This is a genomic window from Citrobacter sedlakii NBRC 105722 (genome assembly GCF_000759835.1).
In the GTDB taxonomy this organism is placed as follows: domain Bacteria; phylum Pseudomonadota; class Gammaproteobacteria; order Enterobacterales; family Enterobacteriaceae; genus Citrobacter_A; species Citrobacter_A sedlakii.
Genome location: NZ_BBNB01000013.1, coordinates 33922 through 60410, shown reverse-complemented (window position 1 = coordinate 60410; position 26489 = coordinate 33922). Strand labels below are relative to the sequence as shown.

Sequence of the window (26489 nt, the reverse complement as noted above, 5' to 3'; positions counted from 1 at the left end):
CCATCAATGCCTCGCGAATCAGATAAAGTGCTTACGTAAACGCTGGGAGAGGAAATCCAGCAGGCTGACGGTGATGATGATGAGCACCATCAACGCGCAGGTTTGCTGGAACTGGAAACCGCGTATCGCCTCCCACAAGGTGACGCCGATGCCGCCTGCGCCCACCATGCCGACCACCGTGGCGGAGCGGACGTTGGACTCAAAGCGGTACAGCGAATAGGAGATGAGCAGCGGCATGACCTGCGGCAGTACGCCGTAGAGAATTTCTTCGAGCTTATTGGCGCCGGTGGCGCGGATACCTTCTACCGGGCCGGGTTCGATAGCTTCGACCGCTTCGGAAAGCAGTTTCGACAGCACGCCGGTGGTGTGGATAAACAGCGCCATCACGCCCGCAAACGGACCGAGACCGACGGCGACCACGAACAGCATCGCAAACACCATTTCGTTGATGGCGCGGCAGGCGTCCATCAGACGGCGCATGGGCTGGTAAATCCACCACGGTACGAGGTTGTCGGCGCACATCAGACCAAAAGGAATGGACAGGATGACCGCCAGCGCGGTGCCCCAGACGGCGATTTGCAGGGTGACGGCCATTTCGCCGAGGTAGTCCCGCCACTGGCTGAAGTCCGGCGGGAAGAAGTCGGCGGCGAACGTCGCCATGTTGCCGGAATCCTGAATCAGCGTCAGCGGGGCCATTTCGGCGCCTTTCCACGACACGACCAGTACAGCCAGCAGGATGGCCCAGCTCAAGAGCGAGAACCAGCTTCGCTTCGGCGGGGGGACGGTAATGGTTTGCATAGTTGCTCCATAAGTGACGACGATTTGACGCGGGTATAGGCCGGATAAGCACAGCGTCATCCGGCCTATAGCCAGGGGTTATTGCACCGCTTTGTTCACGCTGGTCATGGCGCCGAGCGCGGCAGTCAGACGGTCGAGATCGTCCAGTTGCCCTTTAATCGCCGAGGTTTTGCTAGCTTTCTCTTCGTCGCTCAGTCCTTTGTTGTCCTTCACGCCCTGCATCTCTTTAAACAAGGCGAGCTGGCGAATCGGCACCAGTTGCAGGTCGCTGGAGGCACGGAACGGCGCCCAGCCCAGACGTTCCAGCACGCTTTTTTCTTCCGGCGTTTTGCCGTAATTCATAAAGAAGTCGTACACCTTGTCCTTGGTGGTTTCAGAAAGATTTTTCCGCCAGACGATGGGATCACCCGGGATCAGCTGCGACTTCCAGATCACCTTCAGCTCTTTGAGCTTGTCCGGCGCGGAGGTTTTCAGCTTGTCGAGGTTTTCGGTGTTGTTGGTGGCGACGTCGACCTGCTTGTTCGCTACCGCCAGTGCGTTGGTTTCATGACCGGCGTTAACGGTGCGTTTGAAGTCGCTGGCGGAGATATTGTTTTTTGCGAAGACGTAATACCCGGGAACCAGATAGCCAGAGGTGGAGTTAGGATCGCCGTTGCCGAAAGTGAGATCTTTGCGCTGGGCGATCAGATCGTCGAGAGTGTTGATCGGACTGTCCTTGTTGACGATCAGTACGCTCCAGTAGCCGGGCGATCCGTCAGCGGCGACAGTCTGGGCGAAGACCTGGCCGTTGGCGCGATCTACCGCTTCCATCGCGGAAAGATTGCCGTACCAGGCGAGATCCACTTTGTTAAAGCGCATCCCCTGGATGATCCCGGCGTAGTCCGGGGCGAAGAAGGCATTGACCTTGACCCCCAGTTTCTTTTCCATATCCTTCAGGAACGGGTCCCACTGCGGTTTCAGGTTTTGCTGTGACTCGGTCGAAATAATGCCAAAGTTCAGCGCTTTTTCCTGTTCTTCGGCATGTGCCGGGGTGAGCAGGGTGCTGACGCTGAACATGCTGGTAAACGCCAACGCGGCAACCGTTTTGTAATTCATAATATCCTCGCATTGTTCCAGGCTATTTCACTTGCCTGGTCTTTTTGAATTAAGCAGCCTGCGCGTTCTGTTCGACGCGGTTCATGCTGCGGTACAGATGGTCAAAGCGATCGTTATCGAAGTGTTGGCTGCTGCCGTCGTAGAACACATGCCCCTGACGCAGCGCCACAATGCGTTCGCAATAGCGCAGGGCGTAATCCACCTGATGCAGCGTGACGACGACGGTGATGCCGTCGGTCTGGTTGATGTCGCGCAGGGTATCCATCACGATGCGCGCGGATTCCGGGTCCAGCGAGGCAATCGGCTCGTCGGCCAGAATCACTTTCGCCCGCTGCATCAGGGCGCGGGCGATGGCCACGCGCTGCTGCTGGCCGCCGGAAAGGGTAGAAACGCGCTGGTGCGCGAAGTGCGCCATGCCGACGCGGGTCAGCGCCTGTAACGCGCGCTGCTTCTGTTCCTGGGTGAACCAGCTAAAGCAGGTGCGCCAGAACGGCGTGCTGCCGAGCGCGCCAATCAGGACGTTCTCAAGTACTGTCAGGCGATTGACCAGGTTGAACTGCTGGAAGATATAGCCGGTATGGGCGCGGCTTTTGCGGATATCGCGCGCCAGACGGCCTTCGCGCTGGACGGTGCGACCAAGCAGCTCGACGTGGCTGCCCGGCGCTTTGTCACCGGTGATCAGCCCGCTTAAGTGACGTAAAAGGGTGGATTTGCCGGAACCCGACGGCCCAAGCAGAGCCACCATCTCACCGGAAACGATGTTCAGATCGACGGCGTGCAGCGCCTGCTGCTGATTGAACGTTTTGGAGAGTTTTTCGACGCGAATAATCGTTTGCATGATGCGGCCTCTCTGAAAAAAGTGGCCCCATCGTGGCGGATTAATGTGACGTTTGGGTTAAGTTGTGATGACCTGATGATGAAGAATTAAGTGGAATCAGATGACAGGGCGGGAGGCAGGGCCTCCCGCGAGGTTAACCGTTTGCCTGCTGCTTAACGACGTTGATCATCCACGGGACGCCGTAACGATCGCTGACCTTGCCAAAGCCGTGCGCCCAAAAGGTTTCCTGCCAGTCCATTTCAATTTTTCCTTCGGCAGCGAGGCGGTCGAACCAGCGTTTTCCTTCGTCGACATCCTGCGTGTCAAGAACCAGCGTAAAGCCGGAATAGTGCGCCGTGCCTGACGGTAGGGCGTCACTCATCATAATGTCGCTCCCCGCAATGCGCACATTGGCATGGGCGATGGCGGTATCGGGGAAGGTCATTGCGGAAGGGCAGCCGTCCTGACTGTCCTGCGCCGACGGGGGCATTTCGCCGAAGCTGATTTTATAGAGCAGTTCTGCGCCGAGCGTTTGCTGATAAAACGCAATGGCGTCGGCACAGTTGCCAGCAAAAGAGAGATAGGGACTTAACGACATGATCTGGACCTCTGATAAGGGAAGCCCATTAAGTGTAGTTACCCCCGGCCCGGTAAGCGAAGCGCCACCGGGCAATATCAGGCAGGCAGGATAACAATCAGTTCTTTTTCACAAACTCCGATTTCAGCTTCATCGGGCCGAAACCGTCGATTTTGCAGTCAATGTTGTGATCGCCTTCCACCAGACGGATGTTTTTCACTTTGGTGCCGATCTTCAGCATCGAAGAACTGCCTTTCACCTTCAGATCTTTAATCACGGTCACGCTGTCGCCGTCGGCCAGCAGGTTGCCGTTAGCGTCTTTCACAATCAGCTCATCGCTGTCCTGCGCCGGTTCGGCATCGTTCCATTCGTGGGCGCATTCCGGGCAGATATACATGCCGTTGTCTTCGTAGGTGTATTCGGAGTTGCATTGTGGGCAGTTAGGTAATGACATGGTGAGTTCCTCAAAAGTCAGCAGGGGCAAACGCGCCCCAAAAGCATGGCAGATTGCCGAAAAAGGCGGCAATTATACACAAAATCCCCAACGTTGTCGGGACTACTCGCGTTTTAAGAAAGGGGGCTGGAAGAAAGCGAGGTGAAAGGCGCGAAGAAAAGCGGACGCAGTCGTTAGACGTCGCGCCCTCCCGCACAGAGCGGGAGGGCGACTGAAGGTTAGTGATTCATGGATTCAGCGGTTTTTTCTTCCGCATTGACCGGAGGCTGAACGTTGCCGAAGCGTTTGGCGTACAGCGCAGTGATGATCGGCACAAGGATGGCGGTGACAATCACGCTGGCGGCAACCAGCGCCGTCGCGGAAGCCGCGACGGGCTCAAACGCCGGGTTGATCTGGGCGATAATGACCGGGTTCGCCACCGCAGCGCCCGCCGCAGAAGACGCCGCTACGCCCGCTGTACCGTTACCGCCGCCGATCACGCGGTCGGCAATAATCAACGGAATACCGGTGATAATGATGACTGCCACGCCCAGCATGATGCCCAGCAGACCTGTATCAACAATCACGCTCAGGTTAATGGTGTTACCCAGCGCAAAGCCGAAGAACGGAATCAGTACTGGCGTCGCCTTGCTGAAGAACGCACGCAGATCGTGGTCGAGGTTGCCGAGGGCAAAGCCGATCAGGAACGGTAATACGGCGCCGATAAAGTGATGCGGCTCGAAAGAAGCGAGGCCAGCGGAACCAAGAATGACCATGGTCATCAACGGACCGGACTCCAGGGACATCAGCACGAACGCGCCGGACTCTTCTTTGGTGCCGTACTGGTTCATCAGGCTGGCGTACAGGCCGCCGTTGGTCATGTCCATTGCGGAAACAATCGCCAGTACAGACAGACCCGCGAAGAAACCGGTTTGAATGCCGGTGTCCGGAATAAACGAGGCGGCGATCATCGCCACCACCCACGCAACGGCAATTTTCGTGATCACCAGCGTACCGGATTTACGTAATACCGTACCGGTTGCGCGCAGATCGATAGAAGCGCCAATACAAAAGAACCATACCGCCAGAATGGGCACCGTGCCGCTTATCATTCCTTTAGTAAATGAACCGAAATACGCGCCCGTGTCTGGCGCCAGGGTATTTAAAACGGCGCCGAGCAGTAATGGAATCAACATCATCCCACCAGGGATGCGTTCTATGGTGGCTTTAATTTTCATAAACGTCCTCACTTCTTACCCGCGAAACAAACGGACAAGGTGGCAAAAGGTATTGAATTCAGTTTGTTATATCGAAGCGAAGCGCAGAAAATACTGCGTTCCCTTTACGTTGTACGTAGCGATTGCGCCTGCTGGCGGCCTCTTTCGCTCCCCGGTGGTGTTGCCTCGTCTCTTATCTTGCATTCATTGGAATATTGATTCAATGAAAACGAAACAGTGTTTTAGTTATCTTTGTCACATAATTAATGTAAACATTCGGCGGCTTTTGGATTATTTAAAATAAACGTAAACAAGGTGTAAAAAAGCCAGGGGAATTTGCATAGCAGATTAATAGTGTCGCCGGGAAATGTTTGGTCGTGACGATGAATGTCATCGCAACGAAAGCAAAAAAGAATCGCAACGTTGCCACGTCAAAAAAGAGAGTGAGGATCACCTTATTTACGTTCTTTGACGAAACACAAACATATATGTGAAGTTGATCACAAATTTAAACACTGGTAGGGTAAAGAGGTCATTAACCGCCCACTTCAGGCGTCAACAGGTTCGGTTGTACAGTCCTTAACCGGTCAGTGTAAGTAAACCTGCTACGCTTGGTAAAGGAATTGCGCCTGCGTAATTCCAACGCTCGACGGTGACGTTCGCGCAGCTTGCGCCAATGAAGCGGTATGCAGCGAGACAGGGCTTAGTCTATGAGGACAGCTATGCTGAAAAGGAAAAAAGTAAAACCGATAACGCTTCGCGACGTAACCATTATTGATGACGGTAAACTGCGTAAAGCGATCACCGCGGCCTCGCTCGGCAACGCGATGGAATGGTTTGATTTTGGTGTTTATGGCTTCGTTGCCTACGCGTTAGGTAAAGTATTCTTCCCGGGGGCTGACCCCAGCGTGCAAATGATTGCCGCGCTCGCGACTTTCTCTGTTCCCTTCCTGATTCGTCCACTTGGCGGTTTGTTCTTCGGTATGCTCGGCGATAAATATGGGCGTCAGAAGATCCTGGCTATCACCATCGTCATTATGTCGATCAGTACGTTCTGTATCGGCCTGATACCGTCCTACGCTTCTATTGGTATCTGGGCGCCTATCCTGCTGCTGCTGTGCAAGATGGCGCAGGGCTTCTCGGTCGGCGGCGAATACACCGGCGCGTCGATCTTTGTCGCGGAATATTCCCCGGACCGTAAACGCGGCTTTATGGGCAGTTGGCTGGACTTTGGCTCGATTGCCGGATTCGTGCTGGGCGCAGGTGTCGTGGTGCTGATCTCCACGGTGGTGGGGGAAGCAAACTTCCTTGATTGGGGCTGGCGTATTCCGTTCTTTATCGCGCTGCCGCTGGGGATTATCGGGCTTTACCTGCGCCATGCGCTGGAAGAGACTCCGGCGTTTCAGCAGCACGTCGAAAAACTGGAGCAGGGTGACCGCGAAGGCTTGCAGGAGGGTCCAAAAGTTTCGTTTAAAGAGATTGCGACCAAACACTGGCGCAGCCTGCTGGCGTGTATCGGTCTGGTGATTGCCACCAACGTAACCTATTACATGCTGCTGACCTATATGCCGAGTTACCTGTCGCATAACCTGCACTATTCGGAAGATCACGGCGTGCTGATCATTATCGCCATTATGATCGGGATGCTGTTTGTGCAGCCGGTGATGGGGCTGCTGAGTGACCGTTTTGGTCGCCGCCCGTTTGTGATTCTGGGCAGTATCGCGCTGTTTGCGCTGGCGATTCCGGCATTTATCCTGATTAACAGTAACGTGATCGGGCTGATTTTTGCGGGTCTGCTGATGCTGGCGGTGATCCTGAACTGCTTTACCGGCGTGATGGCCTCCTCGCTCCCGGCGATGTTCCCGACGCACATTCGCTACAGCGCGCTGGCGGCGGCATTTAATATCTCGGTGCTGATTGCCGGTCTGACGCCAACGCTGGCCGCCTGGCTGGTGGAAAGCTCCCGGGACCTGATGATGCCGGCCTATTACCTGATGGTGATTGCGGTGATTGGTTTCATTACCGGTATGACCATGAAAGAGACCGCCAACCGTCCGCTGAAAGGGGCGACGCCTGCCGCGTCTGACATTCAGGAAGCGAAAGAAATCCTCGGCGAGCACTACGATAACATCGAGCAGAAAATCGAAGATATCGATCAGGAAATTGCTGAACTCCAGGAGAAACGGACTCGTCTGGTTCAGCAGCATCCACGTATCGACGAGTAAACGGCGTCTTAAGGTTTGCTTAATCTCTGACGGGCATACTCTCCTTCATAATCTGGAGGAGAGTATGATGAAAAAGCGTCTTTATGAACGTGTCGCCACTGTCTTTAGCGTGTTGATTGTCACCAGTTTTTTGTACGTCTGGGTCACCACTTATTAGATCTTCTCCAGCCTCACCGACGCGCGGGTTCCCGTCGCATCCACCCGGTTTTGCAAATAAAATTCGCCGCGATGCAACTGCGTGATGCGGCTGACAATACTCAGCCCCAGCCCGACGCCGCCGAAACGGCTGTCCATACGCACGAACGCTTTACTTAGCTCGCCGCATTGACTTTCATCGATCCCCGGCCCTTCATCTTCAACCGCCATGACGGCCTGTTTATCCGTGTTCAGCGCGATCGCGATCGTCGTCCCTTTGGGACTGTAACGATGGGCGTTTTCCACCAGGTTACGCAACAGCATGCGCAGCAGCGTGGCGTCGCCTTTTACCGTCACGTCGTCGCGCCTCTCGGGCAGCAGCAGGGCCTGATCGCGCTGTTCCAGCATGGTGCTAAGCTCATCCCAGGACGGCAGGATGACGTCTTCCAGCAGCCGGACCTGCTGATAATTACCCGACGAGAACGACTGTCCGACGCGCGCTAACTGTAACAGCTGCGAGACGCTGTCCATCATCTGATCCAGCCGCGCAACGAGCGGGGCGACGTCTATATTATGCGCTTTTGACAGCAGTTCGAGATGCAGACGTACCCCGGCCAGCGGCGTTCGCAGTTCGTGCGCCACGTCGGCGGTAAACAGGCGCTCGTTCTCAAGCGTCGCGGTCAGCCGGTTCACCAGTTGGTTCAGCGCGGAAACCACCGCTTCAATTTCCAGCGTTGAACTGCGAAGGTCGATCGGCGTCAGGTTATCCGCGGTGCGGCTCTCCAGCTCTTTTTGCAGGCTGACGAGCGGCCGGGTGATACGCCGCACCGCCTGGTAACAGATCAGCAGCGTCAGGCTGACCATCAACACGCCGGGGACGATCAGGCTGGCGACCGCTTCGCGAATTTCATGCATGATGTGGCGGTCATTATTGCGGTTATCCCGTAGCGCCTGCTCAAACAGCTCAATCTGCTCAGTGCTTTCATGCCAGAGCCAGAAGGCGCTGATCAACTGGAAAACCAGCAGGATAACGCCGATGGTCAACATCAGGCGCTGGCGCAGGGTCATGGGCCGGCGCAGAAAACGCGTCAGGTTCACTTAGCCTTCCTCGGTCGCGGTCGCCACCAGCATGTAGCCAAAGCCACGCACGGTGCGAATGCGCGACTTACCGACCTTGTCGCGCAGGTTGTGGATATGGACTTCCAGCGTGTTGGTCGAAGGCTCGTTGTCCCAGTTATAAATGTCGTTATAAAGAATTTCCCGGTGCACCGGGCTGCCGGCTTTCAGCATTAGCCTGGAAAGCAGGGCGTACTCTTTTGGCGTCAGCACCAGCTCCTCGCCGGCTTTCCAGACCTGGCGACGCCCCATATTGAGAGTCAGACCGCCGACCACCAGTTCGCTTTCGCCCTGGTTATTGTGGCGGCGTAGCAGCGCGCGGATGCGGGCATGAAGTTCTTCCAGCGCAAAGGGTTTCACCAGATAGTCGTCGGCGCCCACGTCCAGCCCGGCGATCTTGTCGCTGAGCGTATCGCGGGCGGTCAGGATCAACACGGGCAGGGTGTATTTTTTCTGCCGGATACGCGCCAGAAAATGCAGGCCGTCCTCGTCCGGCAGGCCGAGATCCAGCACCAACAGGCTGTAATGACCACTTTCCAGACACTGCTCCGCCGCGCGTGCGGTGGAGACGCCGTCGCAGGCGTATCCTTCGGTTTGCGCCGCCAGGATCAACCCCTGTAAGAGCAGCGTATCGTCTTCCACAATCAGTATTTTCATTCAGCGGTTCTCCTGCAGGTCCGCAGAATGTCATCCGCGGGCCGGTATTGCGTTGTCTGCACGCCGGTCAGTCCCAGCATGGTCGAAAAAAGATTGTCCTGCGAGTAATCCTGTTCCCGCGCCTGTTTTTGCAGGCAATCATTGTCTACGCCGTAGCGTTGCTGATAATCCGGCGACAGCCACAGCAGCATCGGCACATGCTTTTGCGTTTCTGGCGCAATGGCGTAAGGCAGACCGTGCAAATACACGCCATCTTCCCCCAGCGATTCGCCGTGGTCGGAAAGATACACCAGGCTGGTAGTAAATTTATCCTGATGCGTCTTCAGGATATTAATCGTTTTATCAACAATATAGTCGACATACAGAACGGTATTATCGTAGGTATTGATGAGCTGCTGCTGTGAGCAGGTTTGAATTTCATTGGTGTCGCAGGTTGGGGTAAATTTCCTGAACTGCGGCGGGTAGCGGTGGTAATACGTCGGGCCGTGACTGCCAATGGTATGCAACACAATGACCCCATCGCCTTGTAACTGGTTGATATACGACTCCAGGCCGTTAAACAGCACGTCGTCATAACATTCGCCGTCAATGCACTGGCCTTTCAGGTTGAGGGTAGTGACATTCTGATGCGGTACGCGATCGCAGGCGCTTTTGCAGCCGCCGTCATTATCGTTCCACAGCACGCTGATACCCGCGCGTTGAATGATATCCAGCAACCCTTCCTGATGGTGCGCCAGCTCTGCGTCATATTGCTTGCGCGGCATCCCGGAGAACATACACGGCACGGAGACCGCGGTAGAAGTCCCGCATGAGGTGGTGCGCGGGAAGTAGACCACGTTATCTTTTGTCAGCAGCGGATTGGTTTCACGCGGATAGCCGCCCAGCGAAAAGTTTGCCGCCCGCGAGGTTTCCCCGACGATCAAAATGGTCAGGTTTTTACGTTCGCCGTCCACGCTCTGCGGAGTGCGATGGGCATCTTCGCCAATGCGCACCAGCGGCAGGTTAGCCAGCCGTTCGTGCGCGTACCAGGACCAGGAGGCCACCAGACTGTTCGAGGGACTGAGCGCTTTCACCAACTGCTTATTGTTGCGAAACAGCGAGGCGTAATCTTTATAAAAAAAGCTGGCGACCAGGACGATCAGCAGGACGGAGATAATAATGCTGATCCCACGCGCCAGTACGCTGCGCAAACGCGGCGTAGTGGGTCTGATTCTGATCCCGCAGGCGATCAGGGCCGCTACAATGCCGCTCAGACCGAGGGTAAGCACCATCTGCGGGGTCATCAGGGCGAATGTTTCGGCGGGCGTGGTATCCATCATGTTGGCGATCATCGAACGGTCGATGATGATGCCGTAGGTGAGGATGAAATATTGCGCCGCCGCGCCCATCAAAATAAACAGGCAGGCCAGCGGGCGGTTCAGCCAGAGAAACGAGGCCAGCGTCAGGACGATGTTGATCACGCTGAACGCCACCACCGGCATTGACAGAAAGACCAGCACGTTACGCGCGGAGTCCAGCGGTAGAGCCTGTATGACCTGCTTATAAAAGGCGAGATTCAGGCAAACGGAAAGATAAAACGAAACCAGCAGCAGCCAGGTGAGCAGGCTGATAGAGGGTCTTTTGAATATGCGCTTTAACATGGGGTGAGGTCCATCAACGAAGTGGCGCCAATCTTCGCAGAGTAAAATTAAGCCAACCTTAAGAAATTAAGGTTGGCTGTTTTGAAAAGCCGCGCCCTTGGGCGTTTCCCGGCAGGCGAACTAATTTTTGCTCACTGGCGCATCCAGCGGATACGGGTTTTTATGGATGCGGTTGTAGTTCAGGGCATACAGTGCAGTAATGATCATTAAGGTGACAAACGACCACATCACCTCTTTCGCGCCGGAGCCAACCACCGCCCAGATGCAGTAAACAAATGCCACGAAGGTGACGAGCAGGTAGATTGGGCGCGCTTTGCCGAAGTGTCCGTGACCGAGCAGCAGCAGTGCGGCGCAGGTATACAGATACGGCACCAGGGTAAAGATCACCGAGACAGAGGACACCAGACCAAACTCTTTGGCGGCGTTTGGCGACATGCTACTGAACTGAAACAGGGTCATTAAGATCCCGACGATGATCAGCCCGGCGACCGGGGTACCGGCTTTGTTGACGCGGGCGAAAATGGGCGGGAACAGGCCGTCGTCGGCGGCGGCTTTCGCCGTCTGACCGGCCAGCAGCGTCCAGCCGCCGAGCGAACCTAAACAACCCGCCGCGGCGCAGAAGGAAACAATCGCGCCTGCGGTATTCCCCAGCGCCATGCGGGCGGCGTCGCCAAACGGCGAGGCGGAAACGCGCAGCGCGGCGTTCGGGATCATCCCCATGATCGCGGTGGTTGAGAGCACGTAGCAGACGGCGGCTATCAGCACTCCGCCAATGGTGGCGATCGGCACGTTGCGTTGCGGGTTTTTAACTACCCCCGCCGCTACCGAGGCGCTTTCTACCCCAATAAACGACCACAGCGTGACGTTCAGGGTACTTTGAATCGCGCCAAAGGTGTTCATGCCGCTAACGTTCCACGCCGCCATATAGGTTTCACCGCGAAACCAGAACCAACCGAACACGGCGATGCCAACAATCGGCACCAGCGCCAGCACGGTGGCGACGGCCTGTACGCGGGTGATCATTTTCGGCCCGACGATATTCAGCAGAACGAAAATCCACAGCACCGCCACGCAGGTCAGAGTGAGCACCAACGGATCTTTCAGGATCGGGAAGAAGTAGCTGAGATAACCAACGCCAATGACTACCATGGCAATATTGCCGATCCAGCAGGCCAGCCAGTACAGCACGTTGGTCTGATACCCGAGGAAAGGGCCGAAGCAGCGTCGTGCGTAAGCGTAAGAGCCGCCAGGACTGGGGTCTAATGCCGACATTTTGGCGTAAACCATCGACAGCGCCAGCGCGCCGATAATGGTCACTAACCATCCGTAGATGGCAATCCCGCCGGTGGCGGCGAGGTTAGCTGGCAGCAGGAAAACCCCTGATCCCATAATATTCCCCGACACCATAAGGGTGACGGGGATTAAGCCCACTTTGTGGGCATCAGCATCTGAAGACATTATTCAACTCCTGAAAAGGACTGTGAAATCAGGTCGTATAATACGCCCGGAGTGCGCCGCTGAATGATGTCGGAACAGGCTTATCGCTAATGCTGATATTATCGTGGCTTATTACAAAACAGGAATGCGTCAGGGCGCAGGGCGATTCTTAAACTGGCTGACATAATGCAACGGCGTCATGCCGTAATACTCTTTAAATACCGAGATAAAATAGGATGTGCTGTTATATCCGCACAGTTCAGAAACCTGAGAGATATTTTTACCGTCCATTAATAATTGATTAACGGCATAGCGCATACGGCAGGTAGTGATGATTTGGCTGTAGCTGGTATTTTCGTTTTTTAATTTTTTCTTCAGCAGGCTGGGGCTCAGACATAAACAGCTGGCAACCTGGCTGAGGTTCCACGCTTTATGTATATCACTTTCAATAATATGGTAAACGCTGTCGCTGATTCGGTCACGCAGCATAAACATTAACAGCGACATAAACTTTTTGCTGTCGAGAAAGCGCGACAGTACGGTGAACAGCAGGGAGCGGGTGCGCTCGTTTTCGCCGGGACTGTTGGTATGCTGGACGCTGTGTTCCGCCGCGACCCGAAAAACGTCTGGCGTTACGCATAATGCGGTTAACACTGGTGATGAGCTTCGTTGCCAGAGGGGGACGTGAGATAAATCTTTATTCAAAAAACGCAGGTATTCTTTAATGATATCGCGACTTATATGCGCGACAAGTGCGTTATTAAGCGATGAGATATCAATGATGTTATTTTCGCAGGCGATAAGCGCCATATGATGTGCTTTTAAATTTATCGCCTCTTTTCCATTTACCCTCAGCCAAACATCTTTTTCTGTTAACACCACGATGCAGGGTTCTGTGCTGCAAAGTCTCATACCCCAACTCCTGAAATATGAACATAAAATACCCGATCCCGCCAATGGAGAGAGATAACGGAAGCCGTAAAATTTGTATGATGAATCCAATCCTGCATTAAAATAATCTTTTTATTTGCTATTTCAAGCGTCAGCAGATGATTCTTATGTAAAGAATTTTTTACGAGGGTGGAAACCGGAATGAGAGATAAAAAAAGCGCGGGGGGGACCCGCGCAAAAAGGTATGACAATGCTCATGTTGCAACAATACTCAGGAAAAGGCTGTCACATCCTCTGGCCAAAATCTGGCTGCGTCACGCTGGCCGGGCCATGACGCAGTCGTCGGAACAGACGTCAGGCTTTCACGCACATGACGTGATACACACCGTCAATAATTTCCGTCCCCTCCGTTTCATGTTCAAAGCCCGGGAAGTGACGATCCCACGACTGTAGCGCGCGCAGATACCCCACCTGCGGACTGTTGTCATCGCCAAAGTTTTCCCCGGAAAGCAGCATGGGAATGCCTGGCGGGTAAGGGATAACCGAGTTAGCGGCAATACGCCCCGGTAAATTCTCAATTGCCACCCTTTCGACTGCATCATTAACAATGGCGTTATAGGCGTCACGCGGCGTCATTTCTGCAACAGGCAGGCTGGAATAGGCCGCGTTCAGGCGCGCACCAGGGTTATTCTCTTTCAGCCAGGCGAACATCCGATCGCCCAGATCGTGCAGCCCGATATTCGCATAAGCGTCAGGATGCGCTTCCACCTGTTCCGGCATTACCTGCGCCAGCGGTGTGTTGGCGTCATAATGCTGTTTAAACGAGCACAGCGTGTTGATTAGCGTGCCCCATTTCCCGCGGGTGATCCCCATCGAGAACAGAAACATAATCTGGAAGTCGGTGGTGCGGGTCGGCACGATGCCGTGACGTCCCAGCCATGCGGTAACCAGCGCGGCAGGCACCCCAGTCTCTTCCAGTTCGCCATCGTCACCCATACCCGGTGCGAGAATACTGACTTTGATCGGGTCGAGCATGCTCCAGTTATCCGGTAAATCCGTAAATCCATGCCAGCTTTCACCCGGACGCATTATCCAGCAGTTCTGGTCGGTGGCCAGTAAAGACGCCGGCGCGTCAGCAAAATCATACGTTTCTCCGCTTTGCGGATCGGTAACCTGCTCTTTATTCCACGGTTTGAAGAACCAGTCGCCGTCGGCACGGTACTCTTTGTACAGGCGTGCCATCGCCTGACGGAAATCTATCGCTTCATCGATCACTTCCTGCGTCAGCGACAGGCCGCTGTTGCCATCCATCATTGAAACCGCCACGTCGTTGGATGCGCAAATAGCGTACAGCGGCGAGGTGGTGGCATGCATCATGTACGCCTGGTTAAAGCGGGAGAAATTCACCGCGCCGCGCCCTTCACGCACATGAATATACGACGCCTGCGAAAGCGCGTTCAGCAGTTTGTGAGTGGAGTGGGTGGCGAAAACGGTAGGACCGCGGTGATCGCCCGGCTCGCCGCGCATGGCGAAATGATCGGCGTAAATTGGGTTAAAGCGGGCATAGCCGTACCAGGCTTCGTCGAAATGGATGCGGTCGGTGGTTTGCGCCAGCAGATCCTGCGCCGCTTTCGCGTTATAGCAAACGCCGTCATAGGTACAGTTGGTCACTACGCTGTAGGTGGGCTGTCGCCCGGTTTTTTCGCGGGTCAGAGGACTGGCGTCGATTTTTTTCCGCAACGTTTCCGGCTGCATCTCCTGCGGATAAATTGGCCCGATAATGCCATAGCGGTTGCGGCTTGGCACCATATAAACCGGCTTCGCCCCGGTCAGGATCAGCCCCTGTTCGATGGATTTATGGCAGTTACGGTCAATCACCACCACATCATTGTCGGTCATACAGGCCTGCATGATTGTGCGATTGGAGCCGGACGTCCCGACCACCACTGACCATGACCGGTCTGCGCCAAAGACGCGGGCGGCATATTTTTCGCTTTCGCCAAATGCGCCAGTGTGGTCGAGCAGCGAACCGAGCGTGGTACGCTCAATGCCCATATCGCTGCGGAACAGGTTTTCGCCGTAGAAGTCATGATAGAAACGACCGGCAGGCGTTTTGGTAAAGCCCACGCCGCCCTGGTGGCCCGGGGCGGCCCACGAGTATTCATGAATGTCGCTGTACTTCATCAGCGCGCTGAACAGCGGCGGCAACAGTTGCTGATGATAGCGGGTCATCGCCGCCACGGCGCGCCCGGCAATAAAGTCGGCGGTATCTTCAAGGATCCAGGCGAACTCATCGACAAGCTCCAGCAGGTCGCGGTCCAGCGATGCGGTGGCTTTCTCTCTGTCGCCCAACAGAAAGACGGGCACGTTTTGCTGGCGCTCATGAAGCTTACCGATCAGTTGCCTGACGTTGAGATGTTCATCCGCGTGTTCCATCTGATAGCTGAACATCAGGCAATCAATGGCTTCGTTGGCAGAAAGGATGGCGTAGCCGTCGTCGAAAGACGTGGACTTAATGACGGTAACATTTTGCCGACTTAAGGCGTCAGCCAGACGTTCCACGGCGCTGCCCACCCAGGTGTCCTGATGCAGAAATTCACTTTCAACAATTAATACTTTCATCATCTTTACCCGGTAGTGAAGGAATGTGTGACGCGGGCAAGTATTGTCCCGGCAAAACAGAGAGTAAAGAGGGCGTCAAGGGCAGGGTTTTTACGATAAATAAATTACTAATCAATGGGTTATGTGGGAAATATCCTGTTAATTGGCGCGTTTTTATCGACAGGTCGATTATTTTTGGGGCTGATAGTGATATTACCGGGCGGCCTTTTGCGCCCCCTCACCCGGTTGCTGTCTGGCGGCGCTGTTGGCTCAGTTTGCGATACTGCTGCGGCGACATGCCGACGTATTTATTGAAGGTGCTGTAAAAACGGCTGCTTGAGCGGAACCCGGCGGTCAGCGCGACGTCAAGGATCGTTTTGTCGGTGTCACTTAATAACGCGCGCACGTGATTGATGCGCATCGCCGTAATATATTGCTTCAGGGTGAGTTGCATGACGCGCTGGAATATCCCCATCGCGTAATTAGCGTTGAGCTTCACGTGATCCGCCACGTCGTTGATGGTCAACGCCTGATCGTAGTTATCGGCAATAAAGCTGAGCATCTGGCTGACGTAAAACTGCGCATGGCGAGAGACGCTATTTTCATGCGTGCGCGAGGTTTTATTAAGCAGGACGGGCTGCCAGCCGGAAAGGCAGAAGCGCTTTAGCATCAGACCGATTTCATCGATCGCCAACTGGCGAATCTGTTCATTAGGGCTGTTGGCCTCCTGTTGCCAACGCACCACTTCGAATGTGCTGAGCTGCTGGCTGACCAGCGATTTCACCACCATTCCGTGGGTGACGTGGTTGATCAGTTCGCGGTCCAGCGGCCAGGAAAGAAACAGGTGCATGGGTAAACTAAAAATCGCCATCTGTTTGCATTCACCGGGACGGGTAAGCTGATGGGGCGTACAGGCCCAGAACAGGGTAATATGGCCTTGTTCTATCCGCACCACTTCGTTGTTAATTAAATACTCCACGTCGCCGTCGAACGGCACGTTGACTTCCACCTGACCGTGCCAGTGACTGGCTGCCATAGCGTGAGGCCGCCGTAGCTCAATGTCCATTCGCTGGTATTCAGAATAGAGCGACAGCGGGCTACGGGTTTGCTTTTCATCGCCATTGCACATATGCGGATCGGGCGGAAGAAACGCTATCGGTTGGGTACTCATACTTTCTCCCTTTCCTGAATCATCAGAATCATGCCTGCGGCTGCGCAAAGATACCGCGAACAGGCGCACAAGTCGGTCCGCTAACAACAATAATAGTCGGCGAAACAGGCCGGATACTCTGCTTTACTGGCTATTTACTCCCAAAAGCTCAGATCTGATGCCCGGCGGCGGGCGATCTGAGTTTTCGGGAATGCTCATTGGAGAAGACGGAGGTTTTCCCGCGGATCGCATGCCACGATGTGTGCAGTACAACACCGATCTGGAGAGTCATGATGTCTGCACCAAAAATTACCTTTATCGGCGCCGGTTCGACGATTTTCGTGAAAAATATCCTCGGCGACGTCTTTCATCGCCAGGCACTGAAGTCGGCCCATATCGCGCTGATGGATATCGATCCGACACGGCTTGAGGAGTCCCACATTGTGGTGCGCAAGCTGATGGATTCCGCGGGCGCAACCGGAAAAATCACCTGCCATACCGATCAAAAAACGGCGCTTCAGGATGCCGACTTTGTGGTGGTGGCGTTCCAGATTGGCGGTTATGAACCCTGTACCGTCACCGATTTTGAAGTCTGTAAACGCCACGGGCTGGAGCAGACGATCGCGGATACACTCGGCCCCGGCGGCATCATGCGGGCGCTGCGTACCATTCCGCATCTCTGGCGGATTTGTGAGGATATGACCGAGGTATGCCCGGACGCTACCATGCTGAACTACGTTAACCCGATGGCGATGAATACCTGGGCGATGTACGCTCGCTATCCGCACATTAAGCAGGTGGGGCTGTGTCATTCGGTGCAGGGTACGGCGGAAGAGCTGGCGCGCGATCTGGATATCGACCCGGCCTCGCTGCGCTATCGCTGCGCGGGCATTAACCATATGGCGTTTTACCTGGAACTGGAGCGAAAGACCGCCGAGGGGCGCTACGTCAATCTTTATCCGGAATTGCTGGCGGCGTATGACGCAGGACAGGCGCCGAAGCCAAACATTCACGGTAATACGCGCTGTCAGAACATCGTGCGCTACGAAATGTTCAAAAAGTTGGGCTACTTCGTAACGGAATCCTCGGAGCATTTTGCCGAATACACCCCGTGGTTTATCAAGCCAGGGCGTGAAGATCTGATCGCGCGGTACAGCGTGCCGCTGGATGAATACCCGAAACGCTGCGTCGAGCAGTTGGCGAACTGGCATAAAGAGCTGGAGGAGTACAAAACGGCGGATCGCATTGAGATTAAGCCGTCGCGTGAATATGCCAGCACAATCATGAACGCCCTGTGGACCGGCGAACCGAGCGTGATTTACGGCAACGTACGCAATGACGGGCTTATCGACAATCTGCCGCAGGGGTGTTGTGTCGAAGTGGCCTGTCTGGTCGATGCCAACGGTATCCAGCCGACGAAGGCCGGAATGCTCCCGTCGCATCTGGCGGCGATGATGCAGACCAATATCAACGTTCAGACACTGCTTACTGAAGCGATACTGACGGAAAACCGCGATCGCGTTTACCACGCGGCGATGATGGATCCGCATACCGCCGCCGTGTTGGGCATTGAGGAAATCTATGCGCTGGTGGATGACCTGATCGCCGCACACGGCGACTGGTTACCGGCCTGGCTACATCGTTAATGTTCATGACGCCGGGGAAGCCCCCGGCATTTTATCTCTGACGTTTCCCATTACAGAAGGCGGGCGCTGGCAACAGCGACCCGGTACCCTATGAGCATATCAATGACAACAAAACTCAGTTATGGATTCGGGGCGTTTGGTAAGGATTTCGCGATTGGCATAGTCTACATGTACCTCATGTATTACTACACCGATGTGGTCGGACTGTCGGTAGGGCTTATCGGTACGCTGTTTTTGGTCGCCCGAATCTGGGATGCGGTCAACGACCCGATTATGGGGTGGATCGTCAACGCCACCCGTACGCGCTGGGGGAAGTTTAAGCCGTGGATCCTCATTGGCACGCTGGCGAACTCGCTGGTGCTGTTTCTGGTTTTTAGCGCCCACCTGTTCGAAGGCACAACGCAGATAGTGTTTGTTTGCGTGACCTACATCCTGTGGGGCATGACCTATACCATTATGGATATTCCCTTCTGGTCGCTGGTGCCAACCATCACTCTGGACAAGCGCGAACGCGAACAACTGGTGCCATTCCCTCGTTTTTTCGCCAGCCTCGCCGGGTTTGTCACCGCCGGGGTGACGCTGCCGTTTGTCAATTATGTGGGGGGCGCCGATCGTGGATTTGGCTTTCAAATGTTCACGCTGGTGCTGATTGTGTTTTTTATTGCTTCAACGATCGTTACGCTGCGCAACGTACACGAGGTTTATTCTTCCGACAGCTCGGCGAACGCCGACGGCAGCCGTCTGACCTTAAAAGCCATCGTCGCGCTGATTTATAAAAACGATCAGCTCTCCTGCCTGCTGGGGATGGCGCTGGCTTATAACGTGGCCTCCAACATCATCAACGGTTTTGCGATTTACTACTTCACTTATGTGATTGGCGATGCCGATCTGTTTCCGTATTACATGTCCTATGCCGGAGCCGCCAACCTGTTGACGTTGGTCTTTTTCCCGCGACTGGTGAAACTGCTGTCACGGCGAATTTTGTGGGCAAGCGCTTCCGTTTTACCGGTGCTGAGCTGCGCGGCGCTGCTGGTAATGGCGCTGGCGGGATACCATAATGCCGCGCTGATTGTATTCGCTGGGGTATTGATGAATATCGGCACCGCGCTTTTTTGGGTGCTACAGGTCATCATGGTGGCGGATACTGTGGACTACGGCGAGTACAAGCTGCACGTTCGCTGCGAAAGCATTGCCTATTCGGTACAGACCATGGTGGTAAAAGGCGGCTCCGCGTTCGCGTCGTTCTTTATCGCTATTGTGTTAGGGCTGATTGGCTACGCGCCAAACGTCGCGCAGTCTGCCGAAACGCTACAAGGAATGCAGTTTATTATGATCGCGCTGCCAACCCTGTTTTTCGTCCTGACGCTGATTCTCTACTTCCGTTTTTATCATCTGAACGGCGATATGCTGCGCAAGATCCAGATCCATCTGCTGGATAAATATCGGCGGACGCCGACCACCGTTGAGCAGCCCGAGCTACCGGCAATTCCGGTTAGCGTGACAGGCGAAGCGAAGGCGTAATCATGGAATGGATTTCGTGGGTGGGTTATCTGGCGGCAAGCCTGACGACGCTCTCTTTTTTACCCCAGTCGATAAAAGTGATCGCTACCCGCAACACGCAGGGCATTTCTGGCGTAATGTACGTGATGTTTGTCTGTGGGTTAGTGATGTGGCTGATTTACGGATTGTTAATAGACGACATGGCCGTCAGCATGGCGAATCTCCTGACGCTGGTATTCGCGCTGCCGATTCTGGTTATGACGTTTCGCCGGGGATAATGGGGAGTTCTGCACGTAATGTTGCCGGATGCGTTGTCGCAGCCGGCATGGGAAAGTGAAAGCCGGATGACGCTGCGCTTATCCAGCCTGGGGAGGGGAGTCCAGGAGGGATAAGACGCAGCCGCCATCCGGCGTGGTGCTGTGATTACTTCGCGCAGTTAGCGCACTGTTTGCTGACGATCTGCTGGAAGAAATCGTTGCCTTTGTCATCTACCAGGATAAACGCCGGGAAGTCTTCCACGTCGATCTTCCAGATTGCTTCCATACCCAGTTCCGGATATTCAACGCACTCCAGATGTTTGATGCTCTGCTGCGCCAGCACTGCCGCCGGGCCGCCGATGCTGCCCAGATAGAAGCCGCCGTGTTTATGGCACGCGTCCGTCACCTGCTGGCTGCGGTTGCCTTTCGCCAGCATGATCATGCTACCGCCGTGTGACTGCAGCAGATCGACATAGGAGTCCATACGGCCTGCGGTGGTTGGGCCTAATGAACCGGACGGGTAGCCCGTTGGGGTTTTCGCCGGACCCGCGTAGTAGATCGGATGATCTTTAATGTATTGCGGCAGCCCTTCGCCAGACTCAATGCGCTCTTTCAGCTTCGCGTGGGCAATGTCGCGTCCCACGATAATCGTGCCGGTCAGCGACAGGCGTGTGGAGACCGGGTACTGCGAAAGCTGGGCGAGGATCTCTTTCATTGGGCGGTTAAGGTCAACTTTCACCACGTCGCCTTCACCCGCCTGGCGCAGGGCATCGGGAATGTACTGGCCCGGATTGTGCTCCAGTTTCTCAATCCAGATCCCTTCGCGGTTGATTTTCGCTTTGATGTTACGGTCAGCGGAACAGGAGACGCCCATTCCCACCGGGCAGGAAGCGCCGTGACGCGGCAGGCGGATCACGCGAATGTCATGCGCGAAATACTTCCCGCCAAACTGCGCGCCGAGGCCGAGTTTTTGCGCTTCTTCCAGCAGTTCCTGCTCCAGCTGCGTGTCGCGGAACGCCTGGCCGTGCTCATTGCCTTCGGTCGGCAGACCGTCGTAATAATGCGTGCTGGCGAGCTTCACGGTTTTCAGCGTGCTCTCAGCGGAGGTACCGCCAATGACGAAAGCGATATGGTACGGCGGGCAGGCCGCAGTGCCGAGCGTGCGCATTTTCTCAACAAGGAAATTTTTCAGCTTGCCCGGAGTGAGTAGCGCTTTGGTTTCCTGGTAAAGATAGGTCTTATTGGCCGAACCGCCGCCTTTAGCCACGCAAAGGAATTTGTACTCGTCGCCGTCGACGGTATACAGGTCGATCTGCGCAGGCAGGTTGGTGCCGGTGTTCACCTCTTTGTACATATCCAGCGCCGCGTTCTGGGAATAGCGCAGGTTGTCTTCGATGTAGGTGTTGTAAACGCCTTTGGAAAGCGCCGCTTCATCACCGCCGCCGGTCCAGACGCGCTGGCCTTTTTTACCGACGATAATCGCGGTGCCGGTGTCCTGGCAGGTCGGCAGAACGCCTTTAGCGGCGATTTCGGAGTTTCTCAGGAATTGCAGCGCCACGTATTTATCGTTTTCGCTGGCGTCGGGGTCGTGAAGAATGGAGGCGACTTGTTGCTGGTGTTCAGGGCGGAGCAGGAAAGAGGCGTCGTGGAAGGCTTGTTGCGCCAGCAGCGTCAGGGCTTGCGGTTCCACCTTCAGGATAGATTCTCCTTCAAATTCGCTCACGCTGACGTAGTCGGAAGTGAGCAGATAGTACTCTGTTTTGTCTTCCCCCATCGGGAAAGGCGCCTGATAAAAGAATTCTTTGTTTGACATGTGCTTCCAGCCTGTTGATTTTTCTGAATATTATTAATCCCGTGCCGCCCGAAAAGGAGCGGCACGGGGGAACCTTTACAGGAATCCGTACATGGCGGCGAAGATCCAGCCAAACACGCAGGAAACGCTGACGCCAATCAAACCTGGCAAAATAAAGCTGTGGTTAATGACGAAGCGACCAATGCGCGTCGTACCGGAACGGTCGAACTGAATCGCCGCCAGATCGCTTGGATAGGTCGGCAGAATGTAGTAACCGTAGCACGCCGGCGCAGACGCTACGATATACGCCGGGTCAACGCCGATAGCCAGCGCCAGAGGAACGATAGCTGCCAGCGCCGCCGCCTGCGAGTTAACAAACTTGGAAACCAGCAGCAGGACAATGGCGTAGGCCCACGGATACTCTTTCACCATTTCACCGAGCACGCTTTCGATTTCGGTCATGTGCGCGCCGAACATGGTTTCCGCCATCCACGCGATCCCGTACACCGCTACAATGGCGATCATACCCGAGCGGAAGACTTCGTTTTTAGAGATTGAAGCGGGATTGGTTTTCGTCAGGATAATAATCAGCGCGCCAGTCAGCAGCATGAACATCTGAATGACCAGCACCATTGACAGCGGTTTTCCGTTAAACGCCGGACGCAGCTCAGAGAAGGCGCCCAACAGCGCGACGACAGCAATAGCCGCCAGGAAGATCCACATCGCCAGCCAGTTGCTTTTCGGCAGTTTTTTGTCCAGCAGCGTGGCAGTGTCGCCATACACATAATGATGGTTTTCGGGTACGGAGATGAACTTCTGGAAATCTTCGTCTTTGTCCAGATCTTTACCGCGGAACCAGCTGAAAATCCCGATCGCCAGAATGCCCAGCAGGGTGGACGGAATGGTGATGGAGAGCAGGTCGAGGAACTCCAGGTGCTTACCGTTAAAGGTGAAGTTACCCAGCATAGCGACCAGCGAAACCACCGCTACGGATACCGGACTGGCGATGATACCCATCTGCGCGCCGATGGAGCTGGCGGCCATAGGGCGTTCCGGGCGGATGTTATTCTTGATCGCCACGTCGTAGATGATCGGCAAAATGGTGTACACCACGTGACCGGTACCGCAAAGAATGGTTAGCGTACAGGTCACAAACGGCGCGACAATAGAGACATATTTTGGGTTGCGGCGCAGCAGCTTTTCAGCAATCTGCAACATGACGTCCAGGCCGCCGGAAGCCTGTAGCGTTGCCGAGGCGGCGACCACGGCGATGATAACCAGCATGACATCGACAGGCGGTTTACCCGGCTGGAGATGGAAAACGAACACCAGAATGACCAGGCCAATACCGCCTAACAAACCCAGCGCGATACCGCCCTTTCTGGCGCCATAAAACAAACATATTAATATTATTAGAAGTTGTATACTAAATAGCATTTATTTACCCTCGCGATAAAACTCATCAATTTTGATAAATCGATCACAGCCATGTTCTGTTTTTTGTGAATTGGGCGCAGAGCCTGGCGAATATGCGTTGCGTCTGAAACGTGATTAATTTCTAAACATTCGATAAGCATTCGTCATGTTTATGCGGACGATGCGAATCGGCTTTTATGATACTCAGGAAGCAGCGCTTCCCGGCGATGGGCAGGTTTGAAAAGGAGAGCAGAGGCAAGGCGTGTGCTTCTTGTTGTATCGTTATGAAATTTATGAACATCTACTCTGCTCACGAAATGCGCTTATCCTTAAGCTGCAGCATCGATTCCATTGCCACTGTTTATCTTTTTTTATTCGTCCGGTTATATTTCCAGACTACTCCTTTGTGGTTAAAAATACACACTCCACTGGTTAGTGAATACTTTATTAACTTTTGTTAGCGTTTTTGAAATTAAAAACAATGTGACCTCTGGCAATAATTTCGGCTCGAAAGAAATACGGCCAGCAAATTCATTTTGATCTGGCACAATGTATTCTCTTTCTTCTTTTTACTTTTACGTTGCCGATTTTTCATTATTGCAATAATTGTTACCAATAGATAACGTAATAATGGCCGACGGTGAATTTATCTTCTACTGGCAATATTGCTTAAGTAAAGAATAATGTTCTGCCTGAATACGGTAACGGTATACCGGACGGCCGGTCACGCCGTAATGGATGCTGGTGAACAGAATATGACAATTAACCAGCCAGATAAGGTATTTACGGCAGGAGACACGCGAAATATTCACCGCGTTGGCCAGTTCGTCGGTGGAAAACTCATAATCCTGATGGGCGTCTATCCACTGGCAGAGCGTGCGCAGGGTTTGCGGCGTCAGCCCTTTCGGCAGGCGGCGGGTGTCCTGCTCGTTTGACGCGCTGCCGTGGATCAACTGGTCCAGTTCCGACTGCTCGAAGTACTGGTGCTTATCCATGTCCCGTTTCTTTTGCAGCCAGCCGGTCAGCGCTTCTTCAAAGCGCGATGCCTGGAAGGGTTTGATCAAATAATCCACCACCCCGTAGTGCAGCGAATCCTTAATGGTGGCGGCATCGGCGGCGGAGGAGATGACGATGACGTCGCTTTTACATCCGGCGGCATGCAGGAGAGGGAGCAGATCCAGCCCGTTCTCTTTTTGCAGGTAGATATCCAGCAAAATCAGATCGATGTGGGTGTCACTGTCAAAAATAACCTCTTTGGCTTTCGCCAGCGTCGGGGCGGTGCCACAGCACTGAAAGCCGGGGATCTGTGCGACATAACGGCGGTTTAACTCCGCAACCATCGCATCGTCATCGATAATAAAGACATTGATCATGTGCTGGCCCTCTCCCCATCCCAGGGTATTTGTACGAAAAATTGTGTGAAAACGCCGGGTTCGGATTCCACGAAAATATTGCCGCCAAGACTTTCAACCTGTTGTTTAACAAGCGCTAAACCTACGCCGCGTCCAGTTCCTTTAGACGAGACGCCTTTTTCGAAAATCGAGTCAATTCGCTCCGGCGTAATGCCCGGACCGTCGTCGTTGACCTCACAATGTAGCCAGCCATTGCGATAGTATAAGGAGACGCTGATTTCGCCTCCTGGCTGTTCCGCTAACGCGTCGAGCGCGTTTTCAATTAAATTTCCGAGCACGGTGATCAATACCGCAACCTGATTTTCATTACCACTGTCCGGCAATTGGCTGTCGTGGCTAATCAGCAGTTTGTGCCCCGCATCGGAGGTGCGATTAATCTTACTGAGTAAAAATCCGGCGATCACCGGTGATTTTATTTTACCCAGTAGCGAGCCGATTTCTTCCTGATAGTTATTCGCAGTCTTTATAATATAGTCTTCAAGTTGCTTATAACGCTTCAGATGTAACAAACCCAGAATCACATGCAATTTATTCATAAATTCGTGGGAGCGTTCACGGAGTGAGTCGGCATAGTTAACCATACCGTCGAGCCGCTGCATAAGCTGGCGGACCTCGGTTTTGTCCCTGAAGGTGGAGATCGCGCCGATAATTTTCCCGTTGCTGCGCACCGGTACGGTGTTGATCAGCAGCAGCCGATCTTTAATGTTGATTTCCTCGTCGCGATGGGGCGTGCCGTCGCGCAGCACTTCCGTTAAATCCACCACCTGCGACCAGGCATGGCTGAGCGTGGACAACTGCGCGTCATCTTGTGATTTGCGGTAGCTGAGCAGTTCCTGCGCGGCCGCGTTGATTAGCGTGACTTCGCCGCTGGCGTCTACGGCAATTACCCCTTCTTTTATGGATTGCAACATCGCCTGGCGCTGCTCGAAGAGGGTAGAGATTTCATACGGCTCAAGGCCAAAAAGGATGCGCTTAAGCACCTTCACCAGCACCCACGTCCCCAACAGGCCAACCAGCACGCCAAAGAGTATCGACCAGATAATGCTGCCGCGACTGTCATTGATTTGCTCAGTCACCCGGCTCAGTTCAAGGCCTATCGCCACCACGCCAATCTGCCGGTGTTGCTCGTCATAAATGGGGGTAAAAACGCGCAGCGCTTTGGCGAGAAAGCCACGATTGATGGCGACATTCTCTTTGCCATCCAGCGCCAGCAAAATATCGTCGCCCTTAAACGGCTGCCCTATACGCTGGGCTTCGGGATGGGAATAGCGCAGGCTTTGCATGTCGGTCACGACGATAAACAGCATGTCGTTTCGCTTGCGCACCGCTTCGGCGATGGCCTGAATCCCGCTCTCCTCGGGTTTTTTCATCAACCCCTGACGAATTTCCGGAGAATCGGCCAGCGTTCGCGCCACCGCCAGCGCTTTATCAGCCAATGCTTCCCGCGTCATGTGGCTGATTTGCGAGAAGTAAATCAGGTGTACCACCAGCAGCACGGAAAACAGGACGGCGCTGACCATCAAAATCACCGTCGTACCGAGTTTCATCGGCCGTTTACGCAGCTTGCGGTAGGGCAGGGGGTATCTCATGGTGGTCCCGGATTCACAATTCGTGGGGTTATTATCCCTATTGAGACGCGTAATTCAAAGGTGGTGGGGAAAAAGCGCAGGGTCTGGA

Annotated in this window: 22 protein-coding genes; 5 read left to right on the top strand and 17 right to left on the bottom strand. The window is 54.4% G+C overall.

The window, feature by feature from the left end; all coding sequences use genetic code 11:
- Nucleotides 1–18 precede the first annotated feature (18 nt).
- From phnE to kdgT, 6 genes are all read right to left on the bottom strand, one after another.
- Nucleotides 19–798, bottom strand: a complete 780-nt coding sequence (phnE, locus tag CSE01S_RS17445) for a phosphonate ABC transporter, permease protein PhnE (RefSeq protein WP_042291069.1) — start codon at nucleotides 796–798, stop codon at nucleotides 19–21.
- Between the two features lie 78 nt (nucleotides 799–876).
- Entirely contained in the window at nucleotides 877–1893 is a 1017-nt protein-coding gene (gene phnD, locus CSE01S_RS17440) for a phosphonate ABC transporter substrate-binding protein (protein WP_042291067.1), read from the bottom strand.
- A 49-nt stretch (nucleotides 1894–1942) separates the two neighbouring features.
- A complete protein-coding gene (gene phnC, locus CSE01S_RS17435) occupies nucleotides 1943–2731 on the bottom strand; it encodes a phosphonate ABC transporter ATP-binding protein (RefSeq protein WP_042291065.1) in 789 nt (262 codons plus the stop codon).
- Between the two features lie 133 nt (nucleotides 2732–2864).
- A complete protein-coding gene (gene yjdN / locus CSE01S_RS17430) occupies nucleotides 2865–3308 on the bottom strand; it encodes a VOC family metalloprotein YjdN (protein ID WP_042291063.1) in 444 nt (147 codons plus the stop codon).
- A 97-nt stretch (nucleotides 3309–3405) separates the two neighbouring features.
- Nucleotides 3406–3741 carry a zinc ribbon domain-containing protein YjdM gene (locus CSE01S_RS17425; RefSeq protein WP_042291061.1) on the bottom strand — a complete coding sequence of 112 codons (336 nt, stop codon included), beginning with the start codon at nucleotides 3739–3741 and terminating at the stop codon, nucleotides 3406–3408.
- A gap of 218 nt (nucleotides 3742–3959) precedes the next feature.
- Nucleotides 3960–4958 (bottom strand): 2-keto-3-deoxygluconate transporter, encoded by a 999-nt coding sequence (gene kdgT, locus CSE01S_RS17420; RefSeq protein ID WP_042291058.1) that lies wholly within the window; start codon nucleotides 4956–4958, stop codon nucleotides 3960–3962.
- A gap of 701 nt (nucleotides 4959–5659) precedes the next feature.
- Between kdgT and proP the strand changes: the two genes are divergently transcribed.
- Nucleotides 5660–7162, top strand: a complete 1503-nt coding sequence (proP, locus tag CSE01S_RS17415) for a glycine betaine/L-proline transporter ProP (protein WP_042291054.1) — start codon at nucleotides 5660–5662, stop codon at nucleotides 7160–7162.
- A 64-nt stretch (nucleotides 7163–7226) separates the two neighbouring features.
- The gene (pmrR, locus tag CSE01S_RS17410) at nucleotides 7227–7319 is read left to right on the top strand and encodes an LpxT activity modulator PmrR (RefSeq protein ID WP_042291052.1); all 93 of its coding nucleotides are present in this window, start codon (nucleotides 7227–7229) and stop codon (nucleotides 7317–7319) included.
- Here pmrR and pmrB read toward each other — a convergent pair.
- The 7 genes from pmrB to melR all read right to left on the bottom strand — a co-directional run bounded on the left by pmrB (nucleotide 7316) and on the right by melR (nucleotide 16810).
- The gene (gene pmrB / locus CSE01S_RS17405; protein ID WP_042291049.1) at nucleotides 7316–8395 is read right to left on the bottom strand and encodes a two-component system sensor histidine kinase PmrB; all 1080 of its coding nucleotides are present in this window, start codon (nucleotides 8393–8395) and stop codon (nucleotides 7316–7318) included. The genes pmrR and pmrB overlap by 4 nt on opposite strands.
- On the bottom strand, nucleotides 8396–9070 hold the full coding sequence (gene basR / locus CSE01S_RS17400; protein WP_042291047.1) for a two-component system response regulator BasR: 675 nt from the start codon (nucleotides 9068–9070) through the stop codon (nucleotides 8396–8398).
- Nucleotides 9067–10710, bottom strand: coding sequence for a phosphoethanolamine transferase EptA (eptA, locus tag CSE01S_RS17395; protein WP_042291045.1), 1644 nt, complete (start codon nucleotides 10708–10710; stop codon nucleotides 9067–9069). The genes basR and eptA overlap by 4 nt, the downstream gene beginning before the upstream one ends.
- Before the next feature lie 120 nt (nucleotides 10711–10830).
- Entirely contained in the window at nucleotides 10831–12168 is a 1338-nt protein-coding gene (gene adiC / locus CSE01S_RS17390) for an arginine/agmatine antiporter (protein ID WP_042291043.1), read from the bottom strand.
- Nucleotides 12169–12297: 129 nt separating this feature from the next.
- Nucleotides 12298–13059, bottom strand: a complete 762-nt coding sequence (locus tag CSE01S_RS17385; protein ID WP_042291041.1) for an AraC family transcriptional regulator — start codon at nucleotides 13057–13059, stop codon at nucleotides 12298–12300.
- A 333-nt stretch (nucleotides 13060–13392) separates the two neighbouring features.
- Nucleotides 13393–15660 carry an arginine decarboxylase gene (gene adiA / locus CSE01S_RS17380; RefSeq protein ID WP_148365437.1) on the bottom strand — a complete coding sequence of 756 codons (2268 nt, stop codon included), beginning with the start codon at nucleotides 15658–15660 and terminating at the stop codon, nucleotides 13393–13395.
- 217 nt (nucleotides 15661–15877) lie between these two features.
- Nucleotides 15878–16810, bottom strand: a complete 933-nt coding sequence (melR, locus tag CSE01S_RS17375; RefSeq protein WP_042291035.1) for a transcriptional regulator MelR — start codon at nucleotides 16808–16810, stop codon at nucleotides 15878–15880.
- Between the two features lie 269 nt (nucleotides 16811–17079).
- Between melR and melA the strand changes: the two genes are divergently transcribed.
- The 3 genes from melA to CSE01S_RS17360 all read left to right on the top strand — a co-directional run bounded on the left by melA (nucleotide 17080) and on the right by CSE01S_RS17360 (nucleotide 20213).
- Entirely contained in the window at nucleotides 17080–18435 is a 1356-nt protein-coding gene (melA, locus tag CSE01S_RS17370) for an alpha-galactosidase (RefSeq protein ID WP_084589030.1), read from the top strand.
- A gap of 90 nt (nucleotides 18436–18525) precedes the next feature.
- A complete protein-coding gene (gene melB / locus CSE01S_RS17365; protein ID WP_042291029.1) occupies nucleotides 18526–19956 on the top strand; it encodes a melibiose:sodium transporter MelB in 1431 nt (476 codons plus the stop codon).
- A 2-nt stretch (nucleotides 19957–19958) separates the two neighbouring features.
- Complete coding sequence (locus tag CSE01S_RS17360) at nucleotides 19959–20213, top strand: SemiSWEET transporter (RefSeq protein WP_042291027.1); 255 nt, start codon at nucleotides 19959–19961, stop codon at nucleotides 20211–20213.
- 145 nt (nucleotides 20214–20358) lie between these two features.
- Here CSE01S_RS17360 and fumA read toward each other — a convergent pair whose 3' ends face one another.
- From fumA to CSE01S_RS17340, 4 genes are all read right to left on the bottom strand, one after another.
- Complete coding sequence (fumA, locus tag CSE01S_RS17355; protein ID WP_042291025.1) at nucleotides 20359–22005, bottom strand: class I fumarate hydratase FumA; 1647 nt, start codon at nucleotides 22003–22005, stop codon at nucleotides 20359–20361.
- A gap of 75 nt (nucleotides 22006–22080) precedes the next feature.
- The gene (gene dcuB / locus CSE01S_RS17350; protein WP_042291024.1) at nucleotides 22081–23421 is read right to left on the bottom strand and encodes an anaerobic C4-dicarboxylate transporter DcuB; all 1341 of its coding nucleotides are present in this window, start codon (nucleotides 23419–23421) and stop codon (nucleotides 22081–22083) included.
- A 632-nt stretch (nucleotides 23422–24053) separates the two neighbouring features.
- Complete coding sequence (dcuR, locus tag CSE01S_RS17345) at nucleotides 24054–24773, bottom strand: two-component system response regulator DcuR (protein ID WP_042291022.1); 720 nt, start codon at nucleotides 24771–24773, stop codon at nucleotides 24054–24056.
- Nucleotides 24770–26401 carry a sensor histidine kinase gene (locus CSE01S_RS17340; protein WP_042291020.1) on the bottom strand — a complete coding sequence of 544 codons (1632 nt, stop codon included), beginning with the start codon at nucleotides 26399–26401 and terminating at the stop codon, nucleotides 24770–24772. Before CSE01S_RS17340 ends, dcuR begins: the two co-directional genes overlap by 4 nt.
- Nucleotides 26402–26489 lie beyond the last annotated feature (88 nt).

Bases quoted from the DNA above. Each gene is read 5' to 3' on its own strand.
- CSE01S_RS17425 (WP_042291061.1), bottom strand. From the start codon at position 3,741: ATGTCATTACCTAACTGCCCACAATGCAACTCCGAATACACCTACGAA.
- phnE (WP_042291069.1), bottom strand. From the start codon at position 798: ATGCAAACCATTACCGTCCCCCCGCCGAAGCGAAGCTGGTTCTCGCTC.
- melB (WP_042291029.1), top strand. From the start codon at position 18,526: ATGAGCATATCAATGACAACAAAACTCAGTTATGGATTCGGGGCGTTT.
- CSE01S_RS17340 (WP_042291020.1), bottom strand. From the start codon at position 26,401: ATGAGATACCCCCTGCCCTACCGCAAGCTGCGTAAACGGCCGATGAAA.
- melR (WP_042291035.1), bottom strand. From the start codon at position 16,810: ATGAGTACCCAACCGATAGCGTTTCTTCCGCCCGATCCGCATATGTGC.
- melA (WP_084589030.1), top strand. From the start codon at position 17,080: ATGATGTCTGCACCAAAAATTACCTTTATCGGCGCCGGTTCGACGATT.
- fumA (WP_042291025.1), bottom strand. From the start codon at position 22,005: ATGTCAAACAAAGAATTCTTTTATCAGGCGCCTTTCCCGATGGGGGAA.
- CSE01S_RS17385 (WP_042291041.1), bottom strand. From the start codon at position 13,059: ATGAGACTTTGCAGCACAGAACCCTGCATCGTGGTGTTAACAGAAAAA.
- proP (WP_042291054.1), top strand. From the start codon at position 5,660: ATGCTGAAAAGGAAAAAAGTAAAACCGATAACGCTTCGCGACGTAACC.
- kdgT (WP_042291058.1), bottom strand. From the start codon at position 4,958: ATGAAAATTAAAGCCACCATAGAACGCATCCCTGGTGGGATGATGTTG.
- yjdN (WP_042291063.1), bottom strand. From the start codon at position 3,308: ATGTCGTTAAGTCCCTATCTCTCTTTTGCTGGCAACTGTGCCGACGCC.
- dcuR (WP_042291022.1), bottom strand. From the start codon at position 24,773: ATGATCAATGTCTTTATTATCGATGACGATGCGATGGTTGCGGAGTTA.
- pmrR (WP_042291052.1), top strand. From the start codon at position 7,227: ATGATGAAAAAGCGTCTTTATGAACGTGTCGCCACTGTCTTTAGCGTG.
- eptA (WP_042291045.1), bottom strand. From the start codon at position 10,710: ATGTTAAAGCGCATATTCAAAAGACCCTCTATCAGCCTGCTCACCTGG.
- dcuB (WP_042291024.1), bottom strand. From the start codon at position 23,421: ATGCTATTTAGTATACAACTTCTAATAATATTAATATGTTTGTTTTAT.
- phnC (WP_042291065.1), bottom strand. From the start codon at position 2,731: ATGCAAACGATTATTCGCGTCGAAAAACTCTCCAAAACGTTCAATCAG.
- adiA (WP_148365437.1), bottom strand. From the start codon at position 15,660: ATGAAAGTATTAATTGTTGAAAGTGAATTTCTGCATCAGGACACCTGG.
- CSE01S_RS17360 (WP_042291027.1), top strand. From the start codon at position 19,959: ATGGAATGGATTTCGTGGGTGGGTTATCTGGCGGCAAGCCTGACGACG.
- basR (WP_042291047.1), bottom strand. From the start codon at position 9,070: ATGAAAATACTGATTGTGGAAGACGATACGCTGCTCTTACAGGGGTTG.
- phnD (WP_042291067.1), bottom strand. From the start codon at position 1,893: ATGAATTACAAAACGGTTGCCGCGTTGGCGTTTACCAGCATGTTCAGC.
- adiC (WP_042291043.1), bottom strand. From the start codon at position 12,168: ATGTCTTCAGATGCTGATGCCCACAAAGTGGGCTTAATCCCCGTCACC.